This window comes from Nitrosomonas sp. TNE100 (assembly GCF_055387135.1).
In genome coordinates, this window is sequence record NZ_AP040997.1 from 552,931 (window position 1) to 570,175 (window position 17,245).

The 17,245-nt window shown below is 49.4% G+C and carries 17 protein-coding genes and 2 tRNA genes; 12 read left to right on the forward strand and 7 right to left on the reverse strand.

Annotated elements, in window-relative coordinates; genetic code table 11:
* Window positions 1-1,230, reverse strand: coding sequence for a bifunctional glutamate N-acetyltransferase/amino-acid acetyltransferase ArgJ (gene argJ, locus ACZ5EJ_RS02780; RefSeq protein ID WP_074455491.1), 1,230 nt, complete (start codon window positions 1,228-1,230; stop codon window positions 1-3).
* A gap of 160 nt (window positions 1,231-1,390) precedes the next feature.
* Here argJ and ACZ5EJ_RS02785 point away from each other — a divergent pair, with 160 nt between their 5' ends.
* From ACZ5EJ_RS02785 to ACZ5EJ_RS02825, 9 genes are all read left to right on the forward strand, one after another.
* Window positions 1,391-1,804 (forward strand): rhodanese-like domain-containing protein, encoded by a 414-nt coding sequence (locus tag ACZ5EJ_RS02785; protein ID WP_074455516.1) that lies wholly within the window; start codon window positions 1,391-1,393, stop codon window positions 1,802-1,804.
* Between the two features lie 29 nt (window positions 1,805-1,833).
* Window positions 1,834-2,091: a glutaredoxin 3 gene (grxC, locus tag ACZ5EJ_RS02790; protein WP_041353688.1), complete on the forward strand. Its 258-nt coding sequence runs from the start codon at window positions 1,834-1,836 to the stop codon at window positions 2,089-2,091.
* 74 nt (window positions 2,092-2,165) lie between these two features.
* On the forward strand, window positions 2,166-2,648 hold the full coding sequence (secB, locus tag ACZ5EJ_RS02795) for a protein-export chaperone SecB (protein ID WP_011633771.1): 483 nt from the start codon (window positions 2,166-2,168) through the stop codon (window positions 2,646-2,648).
* A 3-nt stretch (window positions 2,649-2,651) separates the two neighbouring features.
* Window positions 2,652-3,131 (forward strand): SH3 domain-containing protein, encoded by a 480-nt coding sequence (locus tag ACZ5EJ_RS02800; RefSeq protein ID WP_011633772.1) that lies wholly within the window; start codon window positions 2,652-2,654, stop codon window positions 3,129-3,131.
* Entirely contained in the window at window positions 3,128-4,117 is a 990-nt protein-coding gene (locus ACZ5EJ_RS02805) for an NAD(P)H-dependent glycerol-3-phosphate dehydrogenase (RefSeq protein WP_011633773.1), read from the forward strand. The genes ACZ5EJ_RS02800 and ACZ5EJ_RS02805 overlap by 4 nt, the downstream gene beginning before the upstream one ends.
* Window positions 4,118-4,303: 186 nt before the next feature.
* Window positions 4,304-4,576, forward strand: coding sequence for an HU family DNA-binding protein (locus ACZ5EJ_RS02810; protein WP_011633774.1), 273 nt, complete (start codon window positions 4,304-4,306; stop codon window positions 4,574-4,576).
* A gap of 36 nt (window positions 4,577-4,612) precedes the next feature.
* Window positions 4,613-4,688: transfer RNA gene (locus tag ACZ5EJ_RS02815), tRNA-Val, on the forward strand.
* 59 nt (window positions 4,689-4,747) lie between these two features.
* Window positions 4,748-4,824, forward strand: a tRNA-Asp gene (locus ACZ5EJ_RS02820).
* A 91-nt stretch (window positions 4,825-4,915) separates the two neighbouring features.
* A complete protein-coding gene (locus ACZ5EJ_RS02825; protein ID WP_011633775.1) occupies window positions 4,916-6,808 on the forward strand; it encodes a SurA N-terminal domain-containing protein in 1,893 nt (630 codons plus the stop codon).
* Window positions 6,809-6,837: 29 nt separating this feature from the next.
* Here ACZ5EJ_RS02825 and ACZ5EJ_RS02830 read toward each other — a convergent pair whose 3' ends face one another.
* The gene (locus tag ACZ5EJ_RS02830) at window positions 6,838-7,632 is read right to left on the reverse strand and encodes an enoyl-ACP reductase FabI (protein ID WP_011633776.1); all 795 of its coding nucleotides are present in this window, start codon (window positions 7,630-7,632) and stop codon (window positions 6,838-6,840) included.
* A 328-nt stretch (window positions 7,633-7,960) separates the two neighbouring features.
* Here ACZ5EJ_RS02830 and ACZ5EJ_RS02835 point away from each other — a divergent pair, with 328 nt between their 5' ends.
* The 3 genes from ACZ5EJ_RS02835 (at window position 7,961) to ACZ5EJ_RS02845 (ending at window position 11,644) form a co-directional block, all read left to right on the forward strand.
* The gene (locus tag ACZ5EJ_RS02835; protein ID WP_074455492.1) at window positions 7,961-10,378 is read left to right on the forward strand and encodes a Tex family protein; all 2,418 of its coding nucleotides are present in this window, start codon (window positions 7,961-7,963) and stop codon (window positions 10,376-10,378) included.
* Window positions 10,379-10,388: 10 nt separating this feature from the next.
* On the forward strand, window positions 10,389-11,195 hold the full coding sequence (locus ACZ5EJ_RS02840) for a class I SAM-dependent methyltransferase (RefSeq protein ID WP_011633779.1): 807 nt from the start codon (window positions 10,389-10,391) through the stop codon (window positions 11,193-11,195).
* A 122-nt stretch (window positions 11,196-11,317) separates the two neighbouring features.
* A complete protein-coding gene (locus tag ACZ5EJ_RS02845; protein WP_107818325.1) occupies window positions 11,318-11,644 on the forward strand; it encodes a hypothetical protein in 327 nt (108 codons plus the stop codon).
* A gap of 141 nt (window positions 11,645-11,785) precedes the next feature.
* Here the strand turns inward: ACZ5EJ_RS02845 and ACZ5EJ_RS02850 are convergent, their stop codons facing one another.
* The 5 genes from ACZ5EJ_RS02850 to pmbA form a co-directional block, all read right to left on the reverse strand.
* Complete coding sequence (locus tag ACZ5EJ_RS02850; RefSeq protein WP_041353690.1) at window positions 11,786-12,574, reverse strand: arylamine N-acetyltransferase family protein; 789 nt, start codon at window positions 12,572-12,574, stop codon at window positions 11,786-11,788.
* 131 nt (window positions 12,575-12,705) lie between these two features.
* Window positions 12,706-13,620: a DMT family transporter gene (locus ACZ5EJ_RS02855; protein WP_011633782.1), complete on the reverse strand. Its 915-nt coding sequence runs from the start codon at window positions 13,618-13,620 to the stop codon at window positions 12,706-12,708.
* Window positions 13,621-13,707: 87 nt separating this feature from the next.
* A complete protein-coding gene (locus tag ACZ5EJ_RS02860; RefSeq protein WP_011633783.1) occupies window positions 13,708-14,991 on the reverse strand; it encodes a TRAP transporter large permease in 1,284 nt (427 codons plus the stop codon).
* Window positions 14,992-15,073: 82 nt separating this feature from the next.
* On the reverse strand, window positions 15,074-15,628 hold the full coding sequence (locus ACZ5EJ_RS02865) for a TRAP transporter small permease subunit (protein WP_011633784.1): 555 nt from the start codon (window positions 15,626-15,628) through the stop codon (window positions 15,074-15,076).
* Between the two features lie 74 nt (window positions 15,629-15,702).
* Entirely contained in the window at window positions 15,703-17,067 is a 1,365-nt protein-coding gene (gene pmbA / locus ACZ5EJ_RS02870; protein WP_011633785.1) for a metalloprotease PmbA, read from the reverse strand.
* Window positions 17,068-17,245: the final 178 nt, after the last annotated feature.

Sequence of the window (17,245 nt, forward strand, 5' to 3'; positions counted from 1 at the left end):
TCAGCTGCGGTAATCGGCATTGATTTTTACGTAATCATAGGAAAGATCACAGGTCCATATTGTGGTGGCTGCATTTCCCCGATTGAGTTTTACCTGAATAGTAATTTCTGGTGCCTGCATGATACGTTGCCCTTCTTTTTCACGGTAGCTGGCAGCACGGCCACCGTGTTCGGCGACCAGGGTATTTTCCAGATAAAGCTGAACAAGATTGACATCCAGATCCTCAATGCCGGCATAACCGATGGCAGCCAGAATTCGTCCCAGATTGGGATCGGATGCGAAGCAGGCCGTTTTGATCAGCGGGGAATGTGCGATGGCATAGGCGACCTTGCTGCATTCTTCCGCTGTCCTGCCACCTTCTACTTGCACGGTGATGAATTTGGTTGCACCTTCGCCATCGCGCACAATCATCTGGGCAAGCAGAATGGCCACTTCGGTAATGGCCGCCTGCAGCGTGATAAATCCCGGGTCGGTTGATGTAGTAATCAGGTTGTGCTTCGCCTGTCCGGTGGCCATTAGGATCAATGCGTCGTTAGTGGATGTGTCGCCATCTACGGTAATGCAGTTGAAGGATTGATTGGCCGTGTGGTGTACCAAATCGTTCAGCAAGGGTTGCGTAATAGCTGCATCCGTAGCGATATAACTAAGCATGGTGGCCATGTTCGGATGGATCATGCCCGAACCTTTGGTGATGCCGGTGATGGTGACGGTCGTTCCGCCCAATTGAATCTGGCGGGAAACGCCCTTGGGCACAATGTCGGTCGTCATGATTGCCTGAGCAGCAGCAAACCAGTTGTCCAGTACCAGGTTTGCCACTGCCTGGGGCAGGCAGGCAGTAATTTTTTCTACCGGCAGTGGCTCCATGATGACGCCGGTGGAAAATGGCAAGATCTGCTGTACCTGGCAGCCAATGAGCCCGGCCAGCGCGGCGCAGGTGGCGTATGCGTGATCAATACCGGATTGGCCGGTGCCGGCATTGGCATTGCCAGTATTGATCACCAGTGCGCGAGTCGGTAAAAGGGCTGCAAGATGTGATTTGGCTACCGTAACAGGTGCGGCACAGAACCGGTTTTTAGTGAAAACACCGGCAACTTGTGTGTTTTCGGCAAGCTTGATGACCAGCAGGTCTTTTCGGCCGGATCGCTTGATGCCTGCTTCTGCCGTCCCCAATGATATGCCCTGGATCGGCAGCAGCTGTTCAGGTAGTAGCGGTGGAATGTTGACTGGCATGAACGAGAGTCTGTGAGAAAAAACGTTATCGTAACCTATCCTGCAGGAAATCGCCGGGTTGCCTGGAATTATTCTATTTATCTAAAACTGAATGGAGTTTCGCGAGTACTTTGTTAAAATAACGATTTTTAGCGGTTTCGGATACATTCTGGATACATCTATGGAATCAACTTTTCTGGTAGACAATATGTTTTTTATCGTGGCGGCAATGCTGAGTGGTGGCATGCTGCTATGGCCGGTGGTTGCACGTAACTCCGTGCGTGATATTGGTACAAAGCAGGCGATCCGGTTGATTAATTATGAAGATGCTCTGGTGCTGGATGTCAGAGATGAAGGTGAGTATGTCGGTGGTCATCCGCCCAATGCTGCCCATATTCCGGTGGAGCAGATAGAAGAACGTTGGCAGGAGCTGGAAAGATTCAAGGATAAACCTGTTGTTATCATCTTTACGCCAGGGCTGCGACCGGGGCGAGCTGGTTCCGTTTTGCGTAAAAATGGTTTTAAACAGGTTTTTAATCTATCTGGTGGCATTGAAACTTGGCAGCGTGAGAATCTTCCATTGGTGAAAAAGTGATGGATGATAACGGCGCGGAAAGAGACAAAATGCCTAAGGTGGTGATGTATGTATCCGGATTTTGCCCCTATTGCACCATGGCAGAAAAATTGTTGCGTGCAAGAGGCGTGGAGGAGATTGAGAAGATCAGAGTGGATCTGCAACCAGGGCAACGAACCGAGATGATGCGGCGTTCCGGACGACGAACGGTTCCGCAGATCTATATTGGACAGACCCATGTTGGAGGGTATGACGATTTGTCAATGCTGGATCGACAGGGTGAGCTGGCCAGTCTGCTGGCTGGCTGAATGTCTGCCGGTATCTGATTGTTATTGGAAGCTGACTTATTTATTTTGATAAATGTATTTAACCGGAATCAACCATGACTGAACCACAGCAGCAGCCCGTTTTTGTTATTGAAAAAGTGTATGTCAAGGATTTATCACTGGAAATTCCCCATGCTCCTCAGGTTTTTCTGGAACGGGAATCTCCCGAGATCAATCTTCAGCTGGCTACCAGTGATAATGTCATAGAAGGGGAGATCCACGAGGTAATTGTGACGGCGACTGTCACGGCGCGCCTGAAGGAAAAGGATAAGGTTATGTTTCTGGTAGAGGCTCATCAGGCTGGTATTTTCCGGATACGTAATGTTCCCGGGAATGAGATTGAGCCAGTATTGGGTGTTCTGTGTCCAAATATTCTGTTTCCCTATCTGCGTGAAACGATCTCGGATACAGTAACGCGAGCTGGATTCCCGCCTGTGATTCTCAATCCGGTTAATTTCGAGGCAATTTATCAGCAGAAGCAGCAGGAAGCGGCTGTATCACAGCCTGATCAGCCTGTGGATAATACAACCAGGCACTGATTCATGAGATTACAGCTATTTCGGGCCGGATTTGTTACCGCTGGCTTGTTGTTTCCATTGTTGTTTTTTTCCTGTAAGGCCATTGCACAGGAAGGCAGTCAAAATGAGTTTCTGTCGATCGCGACGTCGGCAACTATTCTATATGATGCCCCTTCTCTCAATGCCGGAAAACTATATGTGGCGAGTGTAAATCTGCCTCTGGAAGTGGTGGTAAAGGTGGTGGGATGGGTAAAGGTACGGGATTATCATGGATACCTTGCCTGGGTAGAAGATAAAAATCTCAGCCCGAAACGGTTTGTGATCGTCAATGCTTCTGTTGGCAGTGTTTATCAATCTCCGGATCAGAATTCGTCGCTGGTGTTTCAAGCCCGGCAGGATGTGGTGCTGGAATGGCTGGGTGCTGCCGCAAATGGGTGGGTAAAAGTAAAACATCAGGATGGCCAGGTCGGCTATATCAGAACTGATCAAGTCTGGGGTGTATGAATATCACGGTGCTTGGCGCGGGAGCCTGGGGAACTGCGCTGGCAATTTATCTGTCGGCACGTCATCACGTAACGTTATGGACCCGTAATACAGGGCACTTGGCAGAATTGGCGGCGTTGCGCGTCAATCAGCGTTATCTGCCGGGGCAGCATTTGCCGGATTCCATCCATCTCGCTTCTGCGCTGAGTGATGCGTTGGAGCAGGCGGAGCTGGTTCTTGTGGTTGTGCCTGTTGCAGGGTTGCGCGTAACTTTGCAGCGGATAGCTGCTTTGAATCAGTCATTGCCGCTTGTTCTGGGATGCAAGGGATTTGAGGCAGGCACTGCAAAGCTTCCCTGCCAAGTGGTTGAGGATGTTTATTCGGCGGAGATCACTTGTGGCGTATTGTCTGGCCCAAGTTTTGCCCAAGAGGTGGCAATGGGGCTTCCTGCTGCACTGACGCTGGCTTCTGATGATGATGCTTTTGCTAGACGGATTGCCAGTGAGATTCATACTTCAATTTTACGTGTTTATTCCAGCAGTGATGTGGTTGGAGTTGAAGTTGGCGGGGCGCTCAAGAATGTAATTGCAATTGCTGCCGGGATTTCTGACGGACTTGCGTTTGGTAATAATGCAAGAGCAGCACTGATTACTCGCGGGCTGGCGGAAATTACCCGGCTGGGTGTGGCGCTGGGCGGGCATAGGAAAACCTTTACCGGTTTGAGTGGAATTGGAGATCTGATTTTGACTTGTACCGGTGATTTGTCAAGGAACCGTCAGGTTGGGATGATGCTTGCTGCCGGGTGTCAACTGCCAGAGATTTTACTTGAAATCGGACATGTTACTGAAGGTGTGTATACCGTTCGAGAGGCGCACGAAATGGGACGGCAGCTACAAATTGATATGCCCGTAACTCAAGCGGTTTACAGTATTTTGTACGAACAAATCCCGGTTGAGAGTGCAATCAGGAATATGCTTGATCGTGAACCTGGCGCAGAAACAGATTGAGAGCAGATTTTACTGATGTGATACTTTCTCGATTCGGGTGAAACGGGAATTTATCAAAAATGAAGCTGATTTCTGGTTAAACACTTGACCGCCGCAAAACGGCTTGATATAAGGGTTTATACAGAGTTGTCTGTGTAAAAAGAGGTGTTTTCCTGCAACCTAACGAAGCAAAACAAAGGGGAATTTATGAATAAATCTGAACTCATCGAAGCGATTGCTCGTCATGCCGATATTACAAAAGCAGAGGCGGGTAATGCACTGGATGGTGCGTTATCTGCCATTAAGGATGCGCTTAGCAAGAATGACAGCGTCACCCTGGTAGGTTTTGGAACTTTCAAGGTTGGGGAACGGGCTGCCCGTACGGGACGTAATCCGCGTACCGGTGCCGAGATAAAAATCAAGGCAGCTAAAGTGCCCAAATTCACTGCTGGCAAAGCGCTGAAAGATGCTGTAAACTAGCGCTCCTTCGATAGCAAAGAAAAGATGGGTGGGTTCGGGTGCTTAGCTCAGCTGGTAGAGCGTCGCCCTTACAAGGCGAATGTCGGCGGTTCGATCCCGTCAGCACCCACCAACAGCATTATTGGGTAAAGTTATCTTGTAGCTGATCTCTTATTAGAGAGTGTAATACTGGGAGTGGTAGTTCAGTTGGTTAGAATACCGGCCTGTCACGCCGGGGGTCGCGGGTTCGAGTCCCGTCCACTCCGCCATATCTTTACTTTGCGTAATGTCCGGTCATGATGATATAACATCTTTTCCTCCCCCTGTTTTTCCCTGTTTCCTTTTTTTCGGGTATTCGCCGTGTTTGATTTTGTAAACCAAAAGAAGACGATAGTTCAGATCGTGCTTTTTATTGCCCTCTTGCCGTTCTTGTTCTGGGGGCTGGAGTCGTATCAAGGCATGGGTAGTGCGAGTGATGTTGCATCTGTTGATGGTGAGGAAATCAGCCGCCAGGAATATGAGCAGGCTTTACGTAATCAACAGGAAAATCTGCGTAATATGCTGGGGGAAAATTTTGATGCCAGTCTGCTGGACAGCCCGCAGATGCGTATGGCTGTTCTGGAAAATCTAATCCAGCAGAAGCTGTTGCGTCATGAGGCCGGGCGAGTTGGGCTGGCCGTACTGGATTCCCGTCTGACTGCCGAAATTCAGAATATCGCTCTTTTCCACGAGGACGATAAATTTTCGTATGAGCGTTACCGTGAATTGCTTCAGCGCCAGGGAATGTCTCCCGCAATGTTTGAAGCGAGGCTGGCGGGTGATCTTATGCGACAACAGCTGCTGGAAGGTATTACCGGAAGTGTGATCGTCTCCAAAACTGTTGCGGACAGAATAGCCTCACTCAGTGAAACCAAGTACGAGATTAATCGGGTGACAATCAATCCTGAGCAATATATTAATCAGGCTGAACCCGATGAGGCTGCTATTCAGTCATACTATGACAGTCATCGTCAGGATTTCACGTTACCAGAACGGGTTCGGATCGAATATGTTGTGCTTTCTTTGGAAGAATTAGCGAAGCAGGAGCAGATTTCTGATGAGGAAATCAAAAAATATTTTGATGAGCATCAGGATGAGTTTGGTCGGGTCGAGGAACGGAGAGCCAGTCATATATTGCTGACCGTTCCGGTTGATGCAACTGAAGAGCAAAAGGCAGCCATTAAGGCTAAGGCAGAACAAATTCTAGAACAAGTAAAGCAGGATCCGGACAAATTTCCAGAATTGGCTAAGGAGTTGTCAGAAGATCCGGGTTCGGCGAAAGCAGGCGGAGATCTTGGTTTCTTTGCACGTGGCTTGATGGTCAAAGCCTTTGAGGATACGGCGTTTGAGATGCAGCTGGATGAAATACGCGGCCCGGTAGAAACTCCGTTTGGTTTTCACATTATCAGGCTGACCGCAGTGAAAGATGCGAATGTGGCTAAATTTGATGAAGTCAAGGAAGGCATCAGACAAACGCTCCAGCGTCAGAAGGCTGCTGACAGATTTGGTGAGCTATCCGAAGATTTCAGCAATATTGTTTATGAGCAGAGTGATACATTGCAACCTGTAGCGCAGATGTTTAATCTGTCTGTTCAGCAAAGTGACTGGATTGATCGTAATTCGAAGGAGCCGTCAGTTATTGCCAATGAACGTATGCTTCAGGCGATATTTTCGGAGGGCGCTATTCGTGACCATTACAATACCGAGGCGATTGAAGTGGCTCCTGATACCTTCGTTTCGGCCAGAGTACTTGAGCATCGTCCCGCCAGTGTGCAATCAATCGGACTGGTCAAGGATAAGATTATCGAACTTCTAAAGCAGCAAATCGCAGCTGCAACCGCCGAGGAAGAAGGCAAACAGAAGCTTGCCAAATTGCAGGCAGGAGAGACTGATGAATCCCTGGAATGGGGAGAGCCAGTGGAAATTTCCTATACTCAGAAAAGAGGGAGTGATGAAGAGATGCTACACGCACTTTTTCAAACAGATGTGGAAAAACTCCCTGCTTATACTGGAGTCAAGACCAAGAAGGGTGGTTTTGACCTGATCCGGATCAATCAGGTGAAAGTACCAGCTGCTGAAAGTGGATCATCCCAATATACTATGCTCATCAATCAGTTGCAGCAGGTACACGGTCAGGAAGAATTAAACGCCTATCTTGCTGGCCTCAGGCAACGCTACGAAGTAAAAATCAAGCCAGTTGAGGAGAATGACTGATAAGAAGAGCAGTAGTAGCCTGCAGGCTACTACTGCTCATCAGTGTCCAGATTAAATGCGACGGTATTGAATCCAGCATCAACATAGGTAATTTCGCCGGTAATACCACTGGCCAGATTGCTGCAGAGAAAAGCAGCTACGTTACCAACCTCCTCGGTGGTCACATTTCTTTTCAAGGGTGCAACTTTCTCGGCATAACCTAGTAACCTGCCAAAATTACCAATTCCTGCTGCCGCCAGCGTTTTAATTGGACCGGCTGAGATGGCATTCACCCTGATCCCTTGTTTACCAAGACTTGACGCCATGAAGCGAACGTTAGCTTCCAGGCTCGCCTTGGCCAACCCCATCACATTATAGTTCGGCATCACACGCACAGCGCCGAGATAGCTGAGTGTCAGCAAAGCGGCCGATCTTCCCTGCATCAGCGGCAGGGCAGCTTTTGCCAGTGCAGCAAAGCTGTATGAACTGATATCATGTGCAATATGAAAGGCTTGCCGATCGACGTTTTCCAGATAATCACCAGTCAGAGCGGCGCGTGGAGCGAAGGCGATGGAGTGCACGATTCCATCCAGTCCATCCCAATGGCTCGCCAATTCACTGAAACAGCGGGTAATTTCTTCATCTTGGCTGACATCACAACGAAACAGCAGGTCGCTGTTAAATTCGGCAGCTAGCTTGCCAACGCGCTCGCGTAAATCTTCTGATTGATAAGTAAATGCCAGTTTGGCCCCTTCGCGATGCATCGCCTTGGCAATGCCGTAAGCAATGGATCGGTTGCTAAGCAGGCCTGTAATCAGAATTTGCCGGTCAGCTAGAAATCCCATAATCGAAAACTCCAATTAGTATTTGTTTGTCTTAAAACGTGCCTTGGCCGTATGAGGTTTTTTTACGGTTTAGCTTGCTGGATTGCTGTCCTTGTATAACATGTAGTGCGCATTGTATCACCGCTCATGGGCTCCGTCTTTCTGGGCAATGTCCCTTGCAATCTTGCTGGATGAGCCTTGATTCAATTGACGGGTTGTCTGGTATGATAAACCGATCTCTGGTTGCAGTTCGCTACAGAATATATGTTGCTGAATGATATATCCTGGCTGAACGGTTTCCAAAGCTTTCCTGGCCGATTTTCCGGTTCCTTTCTTCTCCATCAGCGCTATGACTTCTTCAACAATATCAGCAGTTTCAGAAGCAGTACAAAGAAAGATTATCAACGCCATTGCGACAGAGCTCAGTGTTGCGCCACAGCAGGTCAGCGCAGCGGTAGCCTTGCTGGATGATGGCGCAACCGTGCCTTTTATCGCGCGATACCGTAAGGAAGCAACGGGCAATCTGGACGATACACAACTGCGTCTGCTGGAAGAACGATTGATCTATCTGCGCGAGCTGGAAGAACGGCGGCAGGTCATCCTGACCTCGATTGGGGAGCAGGGAAAACTCTCCGATGAATTGCGCTACATAATCGAACAAGCTGCAACCAAGCAGCTGCTGGAAGATATTTATTTGCCCTACAAACCGAAGCGTCGAACACGGGCACAGATCGCGCGTGAGGCCGGGCTGGAACCCTTGGCAGACACTCTTCTGACAGATCCGACGTGCGACCCAGAACAGGAAGCCGCAAACTATATCAAGGTGGTGTCAGCAGCCGAAGGAGTAGAGGCAATCAATGTTCCCGATGTAAAAACAGCACTGGAAGGTGCGCGTGATATTCTGGCTGAACGTTTTGCGGAGACAGCGAAGCTGCTCGCCATTCTGCGCAATAAACTTTGGCAGGAAGGCGTGGTGACTTCAGTGGTTGTTGCCGGTCAGGAAATGTCGGAGGAAGAAAAATTCCGTGATTACTATGCTTATGCCGAGCCAGTGCGCTTGATTCCCTCACACCGCGCGCTGGCATTGTTCCGTGGCCGGGCACTGGGAGTGCTTAGAATTGATCTGGACCTGGATGAAACTTCTCGTGAAGTAATTCCACATCCTTGTGTTGCCATGATTGCTGCACATTTCAAAATCGAAAATCGTGGCCGGAAAGCGGATAAATGGTTGGGGGATGTTTGTCAGTGGGCCTGGCGTGTCAAAGTGCATCCGCATCTCACTGCGGAACTGTTGTTGCAGGTGCGCGAGGCAGCAGAAACTGAAGCAATCAGGATTTTTAGCCGCAACCTGCGTGAATTGCTGCTAGCCGCTCCGGCGGGGCCCAAAGCTGTACTCGGGCTTGATCCGGGTTATCGTACTGGCTGTAAAGTGGCTGTGGTCGATGCCACTGGGAAATTGCTGGAAACGACGACGATTTATCCGCATCAGCCACAAAGTAACTGGCAGGGTTCACTGGCAAGCATCGTGCAACTGGTGCTCCGGCATGGTGTTGAGCTGATTTCAATTGGGAACGGGACAGCGAGCCGGGAAACCGATAAATTAGCCACCGAGGTCATTCGGCTGGTGGCAGAGCAACACCCCGAATTGAAGTTGATCAAGCTTGTTGTCAGTGAAGCAGGTGCCTCGGTTTATTCAGCTTCTGCACTGGCTGCTGCAGAATTTTCCAATCTGGACGTAAGCTTGCGCGGCGCGGTTTCCATTGCCAGACGTCTGCAAGATCCGCTGGCAGAACTGGTCAAGATCGAACCCAAATCAATCGGTGTTGGTCAGTATCAGCATGATGTAAACCAACGTACTCTGGCGCGATCACTGGCTGCTACGGTTGAGGATTGTGTTAATGCGGTTGGTGTGGATGTCAATACCGCATCAGCACCTCTGTTAGCACAAGTTTCCGGCCTTAATCGCGTACTTGCCCAGAATATCGTCAGCTATCGCGATGCTCATGGTCGGTTTCCAAATCGGCGAACGATTCTCAAAGTGCCGCGTGTGGGTGAAAAAACATTTGAGCAGGCAGCGGGCTTTCTGCGCATCAACGACGGGGATAATCCATTGGATCGTTCCGCTGTTCACCCGGAAGCCTATCCGGTGGTGGAGCGCATTCTGGCGCGTTTGAGTAAAGGAATCGGGCAGGTAATGGGGCATCCGGAAACACTCAAAGGGCTTACTGCTGAAGAATTTACCGATGAAACCTTCGGTTTGCCAACTGTGCGCGATATTCTGTCCGAGCTGGAAAAGCCTGGCCGTGATCCGCGCCCGGAATTTAAAACCGCTACCTTTCAAGAAGGGATTGAATCACTGACTGATCTGCAATCCGGCATGATTCTGGAAGGCGTTGTGACTAACGTGGCTGCGTTTGGAGCATTTGTTGATATTGGCGTGCATCAGGATGGTCTGGTGCACGTTTCCTCACTGGCAAACAAGTTCATCAAGGATCCCCACCAGATTGTTAAGCCAGGACAGATCGTCAAAGTCAAGGTGCTGGCAGTGGATACCGTACGTCAGCGTATCAGTCTAACCATGCGGATTGATGATGTGCCTGAAGCAACCGAACAGCCTAAAATACATACAGTACATAAAGAAACAGGTAAAGACAACCGCCAGCCCCGGCGTGCTTCTCGTCAACCACAGGTTGCATCCAGAGTAGATAAATCCACATCTGTCAGTGCACTGGCTCTTGCACTGGCGCGGGCGAGGGAAAAGAAATAAAGCTGGATCTATGAGAGAAAAGATAACTTATACGCATGGATACCACGATTCAGTGCTGCACTCGCATAGAAATCGTACTGTCGAAAACTCTGTTGGCTATATTAAAGACAGGATTATCCCCGGGAAAAATTTACTCGATATTGGGTCTGGTGCTGGCACTATTACCGTTGATTTTGCCAGACGGTTAGCGCCTGGCCAGGTTACTGCTGTAGAAATAACTGCTTTAGCACTTGAGTTGACCAAAGCAGAAGTTGAGCGGCAGCATCTGGAAAATGTGAATTTTTTGGTTGGTGATGCCACCACGCTGGGGTTACCCGACAATAGCTTCGATATAGTACATGCGCACCAGGTCCTGCAGCATGTGGGCAATCCTGTACAGGCGCTCCGTGAAATGAGGCGTATCTGTAAGCCTGATGGAATCGTGGCAGTTCGGGATAGTGATTATGGTGGGTTTATCTGGTACCCCATGATTCCTGCACTTGATCAATGGATGAAATACTATCAGGAGGTGACCCGAAGTAACGGTGGAGAGCCTGATGCTGGTCGCTATTTACTCTCTTGGGCGCAACAAGCCGGGTTTACAGAAATCAAATCAACCTCCAGTACTTGGTGTTTATCCACTCCGGGTAGTCGTGCCTGGTGGGGTAGTATGTGGGCAGATCGAATTTTGAAATCGGACATAGCTGATCAGCTTCGTAATGACGGCATTGCAACAGAACAGGATCTTGAGTGCATAGCACAGGCCTGGCTGGCCTGGGCTGCCAAAGAGGACAGTTGGATGTCCATTGTCCATGGAGAAATAGTTTGTTGCCCTTGAATTACCAAAAAATTTCTTTCAGGAGACTTACGTCTCCGATATGCGCTCAATCACGCAGTACGGACAAGAAATTATGCGACTATAAATTGACAGAGTTATTGATCAGTATCAGACATTACAGCATGTTGCGTTTTGCAATATTGACCATTTACTTTGCGGTGTCTGGTGGGCTGTTAGTTAAATTTTTCGATTCTGGTTTCTCTCAACATTATCCTGAATTGCTCTGGTTATTTCAGGTTGGCGGGGGAACTGTCACCATTGCATTTTTCATATATGAAATTGTTCTGGATGATAATTTAAGAAGGTTATGGAAATCTGTTGCCGCGACTGTCAGAAAAAAGGATGATGTCTTGTTAAGCCATCGCCAGTGCTGGAAAAACATTTTGGTTCCGGTTGCAACGTATGGAATTTTTATTGGGACACTCGTTTTCTGGCTAGGTATCGCTTAGGAACACTATCCCTGTAATTAATTGTGCATTGGAGTGTGCATGGTGAAATCCATGTTTCACGGAAGGTGTATCGCAGCACATCATTGATGGTGATAAGGAGATTTAGTCTACAAAGCCACCATGATAATAACCGGTTTGCCATTATTCTTCCGGCCAGCGTATGGCAAACTGTTCCAGTAGAATATTCTTCAATTTATCGGATGGAACATGGTGCGCTATTACGCGACCATCTGGATGACGATGCCTGAATTCTCCATCCAGTAGTGAAAGACGTCCACCATTGGGCAGAGCGCGCGCAGCCATGATCTGTTTTGTAAAACTGGATTCCGGATATGTGCTGGTGTACCAGTTGGCTACTTTCTGATCGCTGGCTGGCATTTCTTCACCCCAGAATTCGTATATGTCCAGCCAGTGGTTATCTGTCCAAACCTGATGAAACCAGCGCCCAGCCTCATGCATCAGCCGGCGGCGATCATGCAATGTATCCTGCTCCAGATTTTCCTGCCACAGCAGAGCCTGTGTCAGCGAATAGCCACCTACACCAACATCGGTCAGCCATTGCTGACCACCCAGCTCGACGCTGATAAACAGGTGGGTACGTGCTGGCATCTCCAAACGATCGGTTACTCGCAGGCGTACCCGTGCCGCCAGCGGTCGTGCCTTGAACCCAAGTTGTAAGAGAATCTGTAGAAACAGACCATTTTGCTCGAAACAGTATCCGCCGCGCTTTGCCAGAACCAGTTTATTAAACAGAGCTTCTGTTTCCAGATGGATCGGTTTTTTCAGAAATACATCTAGATTTTCAAATGGTATCGTCTGCGTATGTGCGCGAGTCAAAGCATGCAATACCTCCAGTGTATTTTCTACCGCACCCTGATAGCCAATCCGTTCGAAGTATTGTGATAAACAGACAGGTGGTTCTTTGTTCATTTTTGATAAAAATCGGTGTATCATAAAGAAAAAATGTGCTGGCCTGACAGCAGGAACTGGTTTCTAGTAACAATACTCAGCCTGGTTGAAGTATGCTCGGAGAAGCCATCCTGTAAAAATACCGGAAATGCTTACAGATTGGTATCGGTTATGACTGCTGGCCTGATCCCGCTGTACTTTACCTGAGCATGCTTGCCAAGCGCGACGATCACAACTACGAGTGTAGCCACCAGCCAGGTGGTGAGGTCCGCACGCTCTCCCAATAGCAATACTGATGCAATAATGGTTAGAAATGGCTGCAATAGCTGGGTCTGGCTGACTTTTGAGATTCCACCCAAAGCGAGCCCGTGATACCAGGGAAAGAAGCCGAGATATTGGCTGATGACCGTGAGATAAATAAATCCAATCCAGGATTCCATAGGTAGGTTCAACGTGGTAGGCGCGTAAAGTACGGTCGGGATGATTAGGACGGGAAAGGAAAAAACCAGCGCCCATGAAATCACCTGAGGCCCGCCTAACGATTTGGATAGCCTCGCGCCTTCTGCATAACTGACGCTGGCACAAATCACTGACCCGAAAAGCGCGAGGTCGGCCAGATGAAGCTTGCCACCAGCCTGATTCAGTGAATAGCCGACTACCACTGCCGCGCCTATCAGTGCAAATAGCCAGAATTTGCCAGATGGGCGCTCGCCTGAAAACAGGGCGGCTGCAACTGCGGTTGCCAGTGGAAAGATGCCGAGAACAACGCCACCATGTGACGCATCAACATAACAAATTGCCCAGGCAGCTAGTAATGGAAAGCCAATCACCGCGCCGAGAGCCACAATTACCAGGCCTTTCACCTCTTCGCGGGTTGGCAGGCGCTGGCGGGTGAGCCATAGAAAAATAGCCGCCAGCAAAGCAGCCCCCGCCCCCCGGCCAAGTGCTACAAAAACCGGGTCAAGTGCAGTAACTGCTGCGCGCATGGCTGGCAGCGTGAGTGCAAAGAAAACTACAGCAATAAATCCATAGAAATAGCCAAGATTCTCGTTACGCGTGTTTGTCATGAAGATCTCGATCAAGATAGGAAGAAGTTCCGGGATGACAGATCTACACCCCGGTGCATGCACTTGTCTGGTGGTTATTCGGAGAGATCAGACAAGTTTGATCAACCCCGGGTAAAGCGCTACCAGTGCCAATGTCAATATCTGCAGCAGGATGAACGGGATAACACCCCGGTAAATATCAAGAGTGGTGATGGATGGCGGTGCAACACCCCGCAGGTAGAATAATGAAAATCCAACTGGCGGAGTGAGGAAAGAAGTTTGTAGATTGAGCGCGACCAAAATACCAAACCAGAGTGGATCAATTCCCAGCTTGATCAGTAGAGGGGTGATCATGGGAATAAAAATATAGGCGATTTCAACAAAATCGAGAAAAAATCCCAGCAAGAAGATGATTAACATCATCAGCAGAATGAATCCCCATTTACCGCCTGGTAAATGGGGCAACAGTAGTTCGGCCGCTTCATCACCACCGGTATAGGTAAACACCATTGAAAAGAATGTAGCACCTGCCAGGATGGTAAATACCATGGTTGTGATCTTAGTGGTTTCCATGGCAACCTGGTGCAGCATGCTGATTTTGAACTTTCCGTTCAGCATGGCCAGAATGATTGCACCGACCGATCCCATCGCAGCTGACTCAGTCGGCGTGGCAATACCAATGATAACTGTTCCCAGTACAATTATGACCAGGGACAAAGCCGGGATGATTGTTTTGAAGGCGTGCCAATATTGCTTGATGAGGGAGCCACTTTTGTTGGGTATAGGAGGGGCTGCTTCTTTTCTGAACCAGGCAAGTATCAGGCAATAAATGATATAAATGACGACCAGCAGCAGGCCAGGTACCAGTGCCGCTCGGAAAAAACTGCCGACCGGCCTTTGTAGTACGTCGCCCATGATAATCAGCACAATCGAAGGGGGAATAATTTGCCCCAACGTGCCCGATGCGCAAATTACCCCGGTAGCCAGCCGCTTGTCATAACCGTATTTCAGCATGATAGGCAGGGCGATCAATCCCATGGTAATGACTGAAGCGCCTACCACGCCGGTGGCCGCTGCCAGCAGCATCCCTACGATGACAGTTGATACCGCCAGACCACCCCGGATACGACCAAACAGGGAACCCATCGATTCCAGCATACTTTCCGCAATGCCGGATTTTTCCAGGATCAGCCCCATGAAAATGAACAGTGGTACCGCCATCAGGGTGACACTGGTCATGATTGAATGCATGCGCTCGGCGACCATCAGGAACAGATGCAATCCCTCGAAATACAGGCCATAGAAAAGTGCTACGCCACCAAAAGTAAAAGCAACCGGAAAGCCGAAAGCCAGCATGATCAGGCAAACCAGGAACATGGACAGCGCAATCATTTGGCAATGGCTCTGGTGAATATTCTGTCTGAGAGTGACAGAATGGCGGTCAGAAAAACTATCCGGACAAGGCTTGACAAGATCATGATTCTTTCTGCTGTGGGGCGGCGTAATCAGTCAGAGGTGGGTTATGTTTTTCCGCCAGCAGCCGCAGATTACGCAAGATTTCTGCCAGTGACTGAATCAGTACCAGACCATAGCCAATTGGTAGTAATGCCTTGAATGCAAAGCGGTAGGGCAGCCCGCCAGGATCGCTGGATGTTTCCTGTAACTGATAGGAATAACTGACGAAATCCCAGGAGCTGTAGAGAATTAGCGTACACATGGGGATGACAAAAATAAGATAACCGCAGATATCGATGATTGCTTTGCGGCGTGGTTTCAGATGGGCGTAAATGATATCTACCCGTACATTGGCGTCTTCTCGCACAACGTAAGCGGCACCCAGCAGGAATATTGCTGCGAACAGGTGCCATTCCAGTTCCTGCATGGCGATTGAGCCGCCGTGAAAAAAGTAGCGTGTGATGACATCAGTGAACACCACGCCGATCATTAGCACGCACAGCCAGCCTGCCAGCCAGCCTGTTGCGCCGGAAATCCTGTTAATCAGGCGTTCCAGTTTGCATAAGATTTCCACTTTGAATCCTTTCAAGGGGATGGGACAGTCGTTGATTTTCCAGTGGTTCTGGCGATATTTTATGTGCTGATAGCTTAATGTCCTGCGATGATCATGCGTTCAATCAGCAGCGAACCACAGTGGCGTGAGCCGCGCACGATGATATCGTCACCAACGGCAACAATACCGGACAACATTTCCTTCAGATTTCCGGCAATAGTGATCTCCTCAACGGGGTAGCTGATCTCACCGTTTTCCACCCAAAATCCGGCGGCGCCCTGGGAATAATCTCCAGTGACGAGGTTGACACCATGGCCAAGCAATTCAGTAACCAGTAACCCTTTATTCATTTTTTTCAGTAGAGCATCGAACGGCAGTGATACATCGTTTTCCAGGATCAGATTATGATTGCCACCGGCATTACCAGTGGAACGCATACCAAGTTTACGCGCTGTGTAGCTGCCCAGAAAATACCCTTGCACGATACCGTTTTCCACCACCTTGCGCGGATGAGTCGCCACCCCTTCATCGTCAAACGCACAGCTTGCCAGACCTTTTGGCAGGTGCGGCAACTCACTGATCTGAATGGTTGCAGGAAATACCTGTTTGCCGATGCTGTCCAGCAGAAAGGAGGATTTGCGATAAAGGCTGCTGCCACTGATTGCCTTGACAAAATACCCCAGCAGACCGGAAGAAATAGTTGATTCAAACAGCACCGGCACTTCGCAGGTAGCAATTTTTCTGGCACCGAGGCGTGCCAGGGTGCGCATACCGGCTTTTTGGCCTATTTCCTCAATGGCTTCGAGATCGCTGGCCGCACGCGCAACGCTGTACCAGTAATCGCGCTGCATGTTATTTTGTTCCCCGGCAATGACCGCGCAGCTGATGCTATGGCGAGATAGTGGATAACCCGCATTGAAGCCATGACTGTTGGCATATACAAACCGGGAAGCACCGGCCGATACACTTGCGCCTTCCGAATTGGTGATACGTTTATCTGTTGCCAGTGCTGCGGCTTCACACCGGCGTGCCAGCTCAATGGCTGTTTCAACAGACAGTGACCACGGGTGATAGAGATCAAGGTCAGGGAAAGAAGTCGCCAGCAGATCCTTGTCAGCGAGTCCCGCATAAATATCGTCAGCCGTGTATCGGGCAATCGACAGAGCGGCAGAGATGGTTTCGCGAATGGCCTGTGGAGAAAAATCCGAGCTGCTAGCATTGCCCCGCTTATGTCCAATATGAACGGTGACAGATAGCCCTTTGTCGCGTGTATATTCAATAGTCTCCACTTCCCCCTGGCGCACGGTGACGTTCTGGCCAGAGCCATCGGAAACATGCATCTCGCATGCGTCGGCACCTCCTTTTTTGGCAAGTGTTAGCACATCATTTGCAATTTGCTGCAGGGTCTCGTAGGGGTAGGTGAATGGCTGCAGCGGTTCCGGATAATTAGAATTATTCATGTAATTGGGTTGGAGACGGTTTATCAGAGCATTGAAAACAGATCCGTTTTCAGATCAGGGCTGATCCGGCCGAAAACGGAACAAAAGAAGAATGATCGTTACAGCTACAGGTTGCTTAGTGGTGATCGAAGGTGGTTTTGAATCCATCCATGTGGCATGGACATTACTCTTCAGTGTG

Excerpts from the sequence above, each read along its gene's own strand:
- argJ (WP_074455491.1), bottom strand. The coding sequence starts at position 1,230 with ATGCCAGTCAACATTCCACCGCTACTACCTGAACAGCTGCTGCCGATC.
- ACZ5EJ_RS02785 (WP_074455516.1), top strand. The coding sequence starts at position 1,391 with ATGGAATCAACTTTTCTGGTAGACAATATGTTTTTTATCGTGGCGGCA.
- grxC (WP_041353688.1), top strand. The coding sequence starts at position 1,834 with ATGCCTAAGGTGGTGATGTATGTATCCGGATTTTGCCCCTATTGCACC.
- secB (WP_011633771.1), top strand. The coding sequence starts at position 2,166 with ATGACTGAACCACAGCAGCAGCCCGTTTTTGTTATTGAAAAAGTGTAT.
- ACZ5EJ_RS02800 (WP_011633772.1), top strand. The coding sequence starts at position 2,652 with ATGAGATTACAGCTATTTCGGGCCGGATTTGTTACCGCTGGCTTGTTG.
- ACZ5EJ_RS02805 (WP_011633773.1), top strand. The coding sequence starts at position 3,128 with ATGAATATCACGGTGCTTGGCGCGGGAGCCTGGGGAACTGCGCTGGCA.
- ACZ5EJ_RS02810 (WP_011633774.1), top strand. The coding sequence starts at position 4,304 with ATGAATAAATCTGAACTCATCGAAGCGATTGCTCGTCATGCCGATATT.
- ACZ5EJ_RS02830 (WP_011633776.1), bottom strand. The coding sequence starts at position 7,632 with ATGGGATTTCTAGCTGACCGGCAAATTCTGATTACAGGCCTGCTTAGC.
- ACZ5EJ_RS02835 (WP_074455492.1), top strand. The coding sequence starts at position 7,961 with ATGACTTCTTCAACAATATCAGCAGTTTCAGAAGCAGTACAAAGAAAG.
- ACZ5EJ_RS02840 (WP_011633779.1), top strand. The coding sequence starts at position 10,389 with ATGAGAGAAAAGATAACTTATACGCATGGATACCACGATTCAGTGCTG.
- ACZ5EJ_RS02845 (WP_107818325.1), top strand. The coding sequence starts at position 11,318 with ATGTTGCGTTTTGCAATATTGACCATTTACTTTGCGGTGTCTGGTGGG.
- ACZ5EJ_RS02850 (WP_041353690.1), bottom strand. The coding sequence starts at position 12,574 with ATGAACAAAGAACCACCTGTCTGTTTATCACAATACTTCGAACGGATT.
- ACZ5EJ_RS02855 (WP_011633782.1), bottom strand. The coding sequence starts at position 13,620 with ATGACAAACACGCGTAACGAGAATCTTGGCTATTTCTATGGATTTATT.
- ACZ5EJ_RS02860 (WP_011633783.1), bottom strand. The coding sequence starts at position 14,991 with ATGATTGCGCTGTCCATGTTCCTGGTTTGCCTGATCATGCTGGCTTTC.
- pmbA (WP_011633785.1), bottom strand. The coding sequence starts at position 17,067 with ATGAATAATTCTAATTATCCGGAACCGCTGCAGCCATTCACCTACCCC.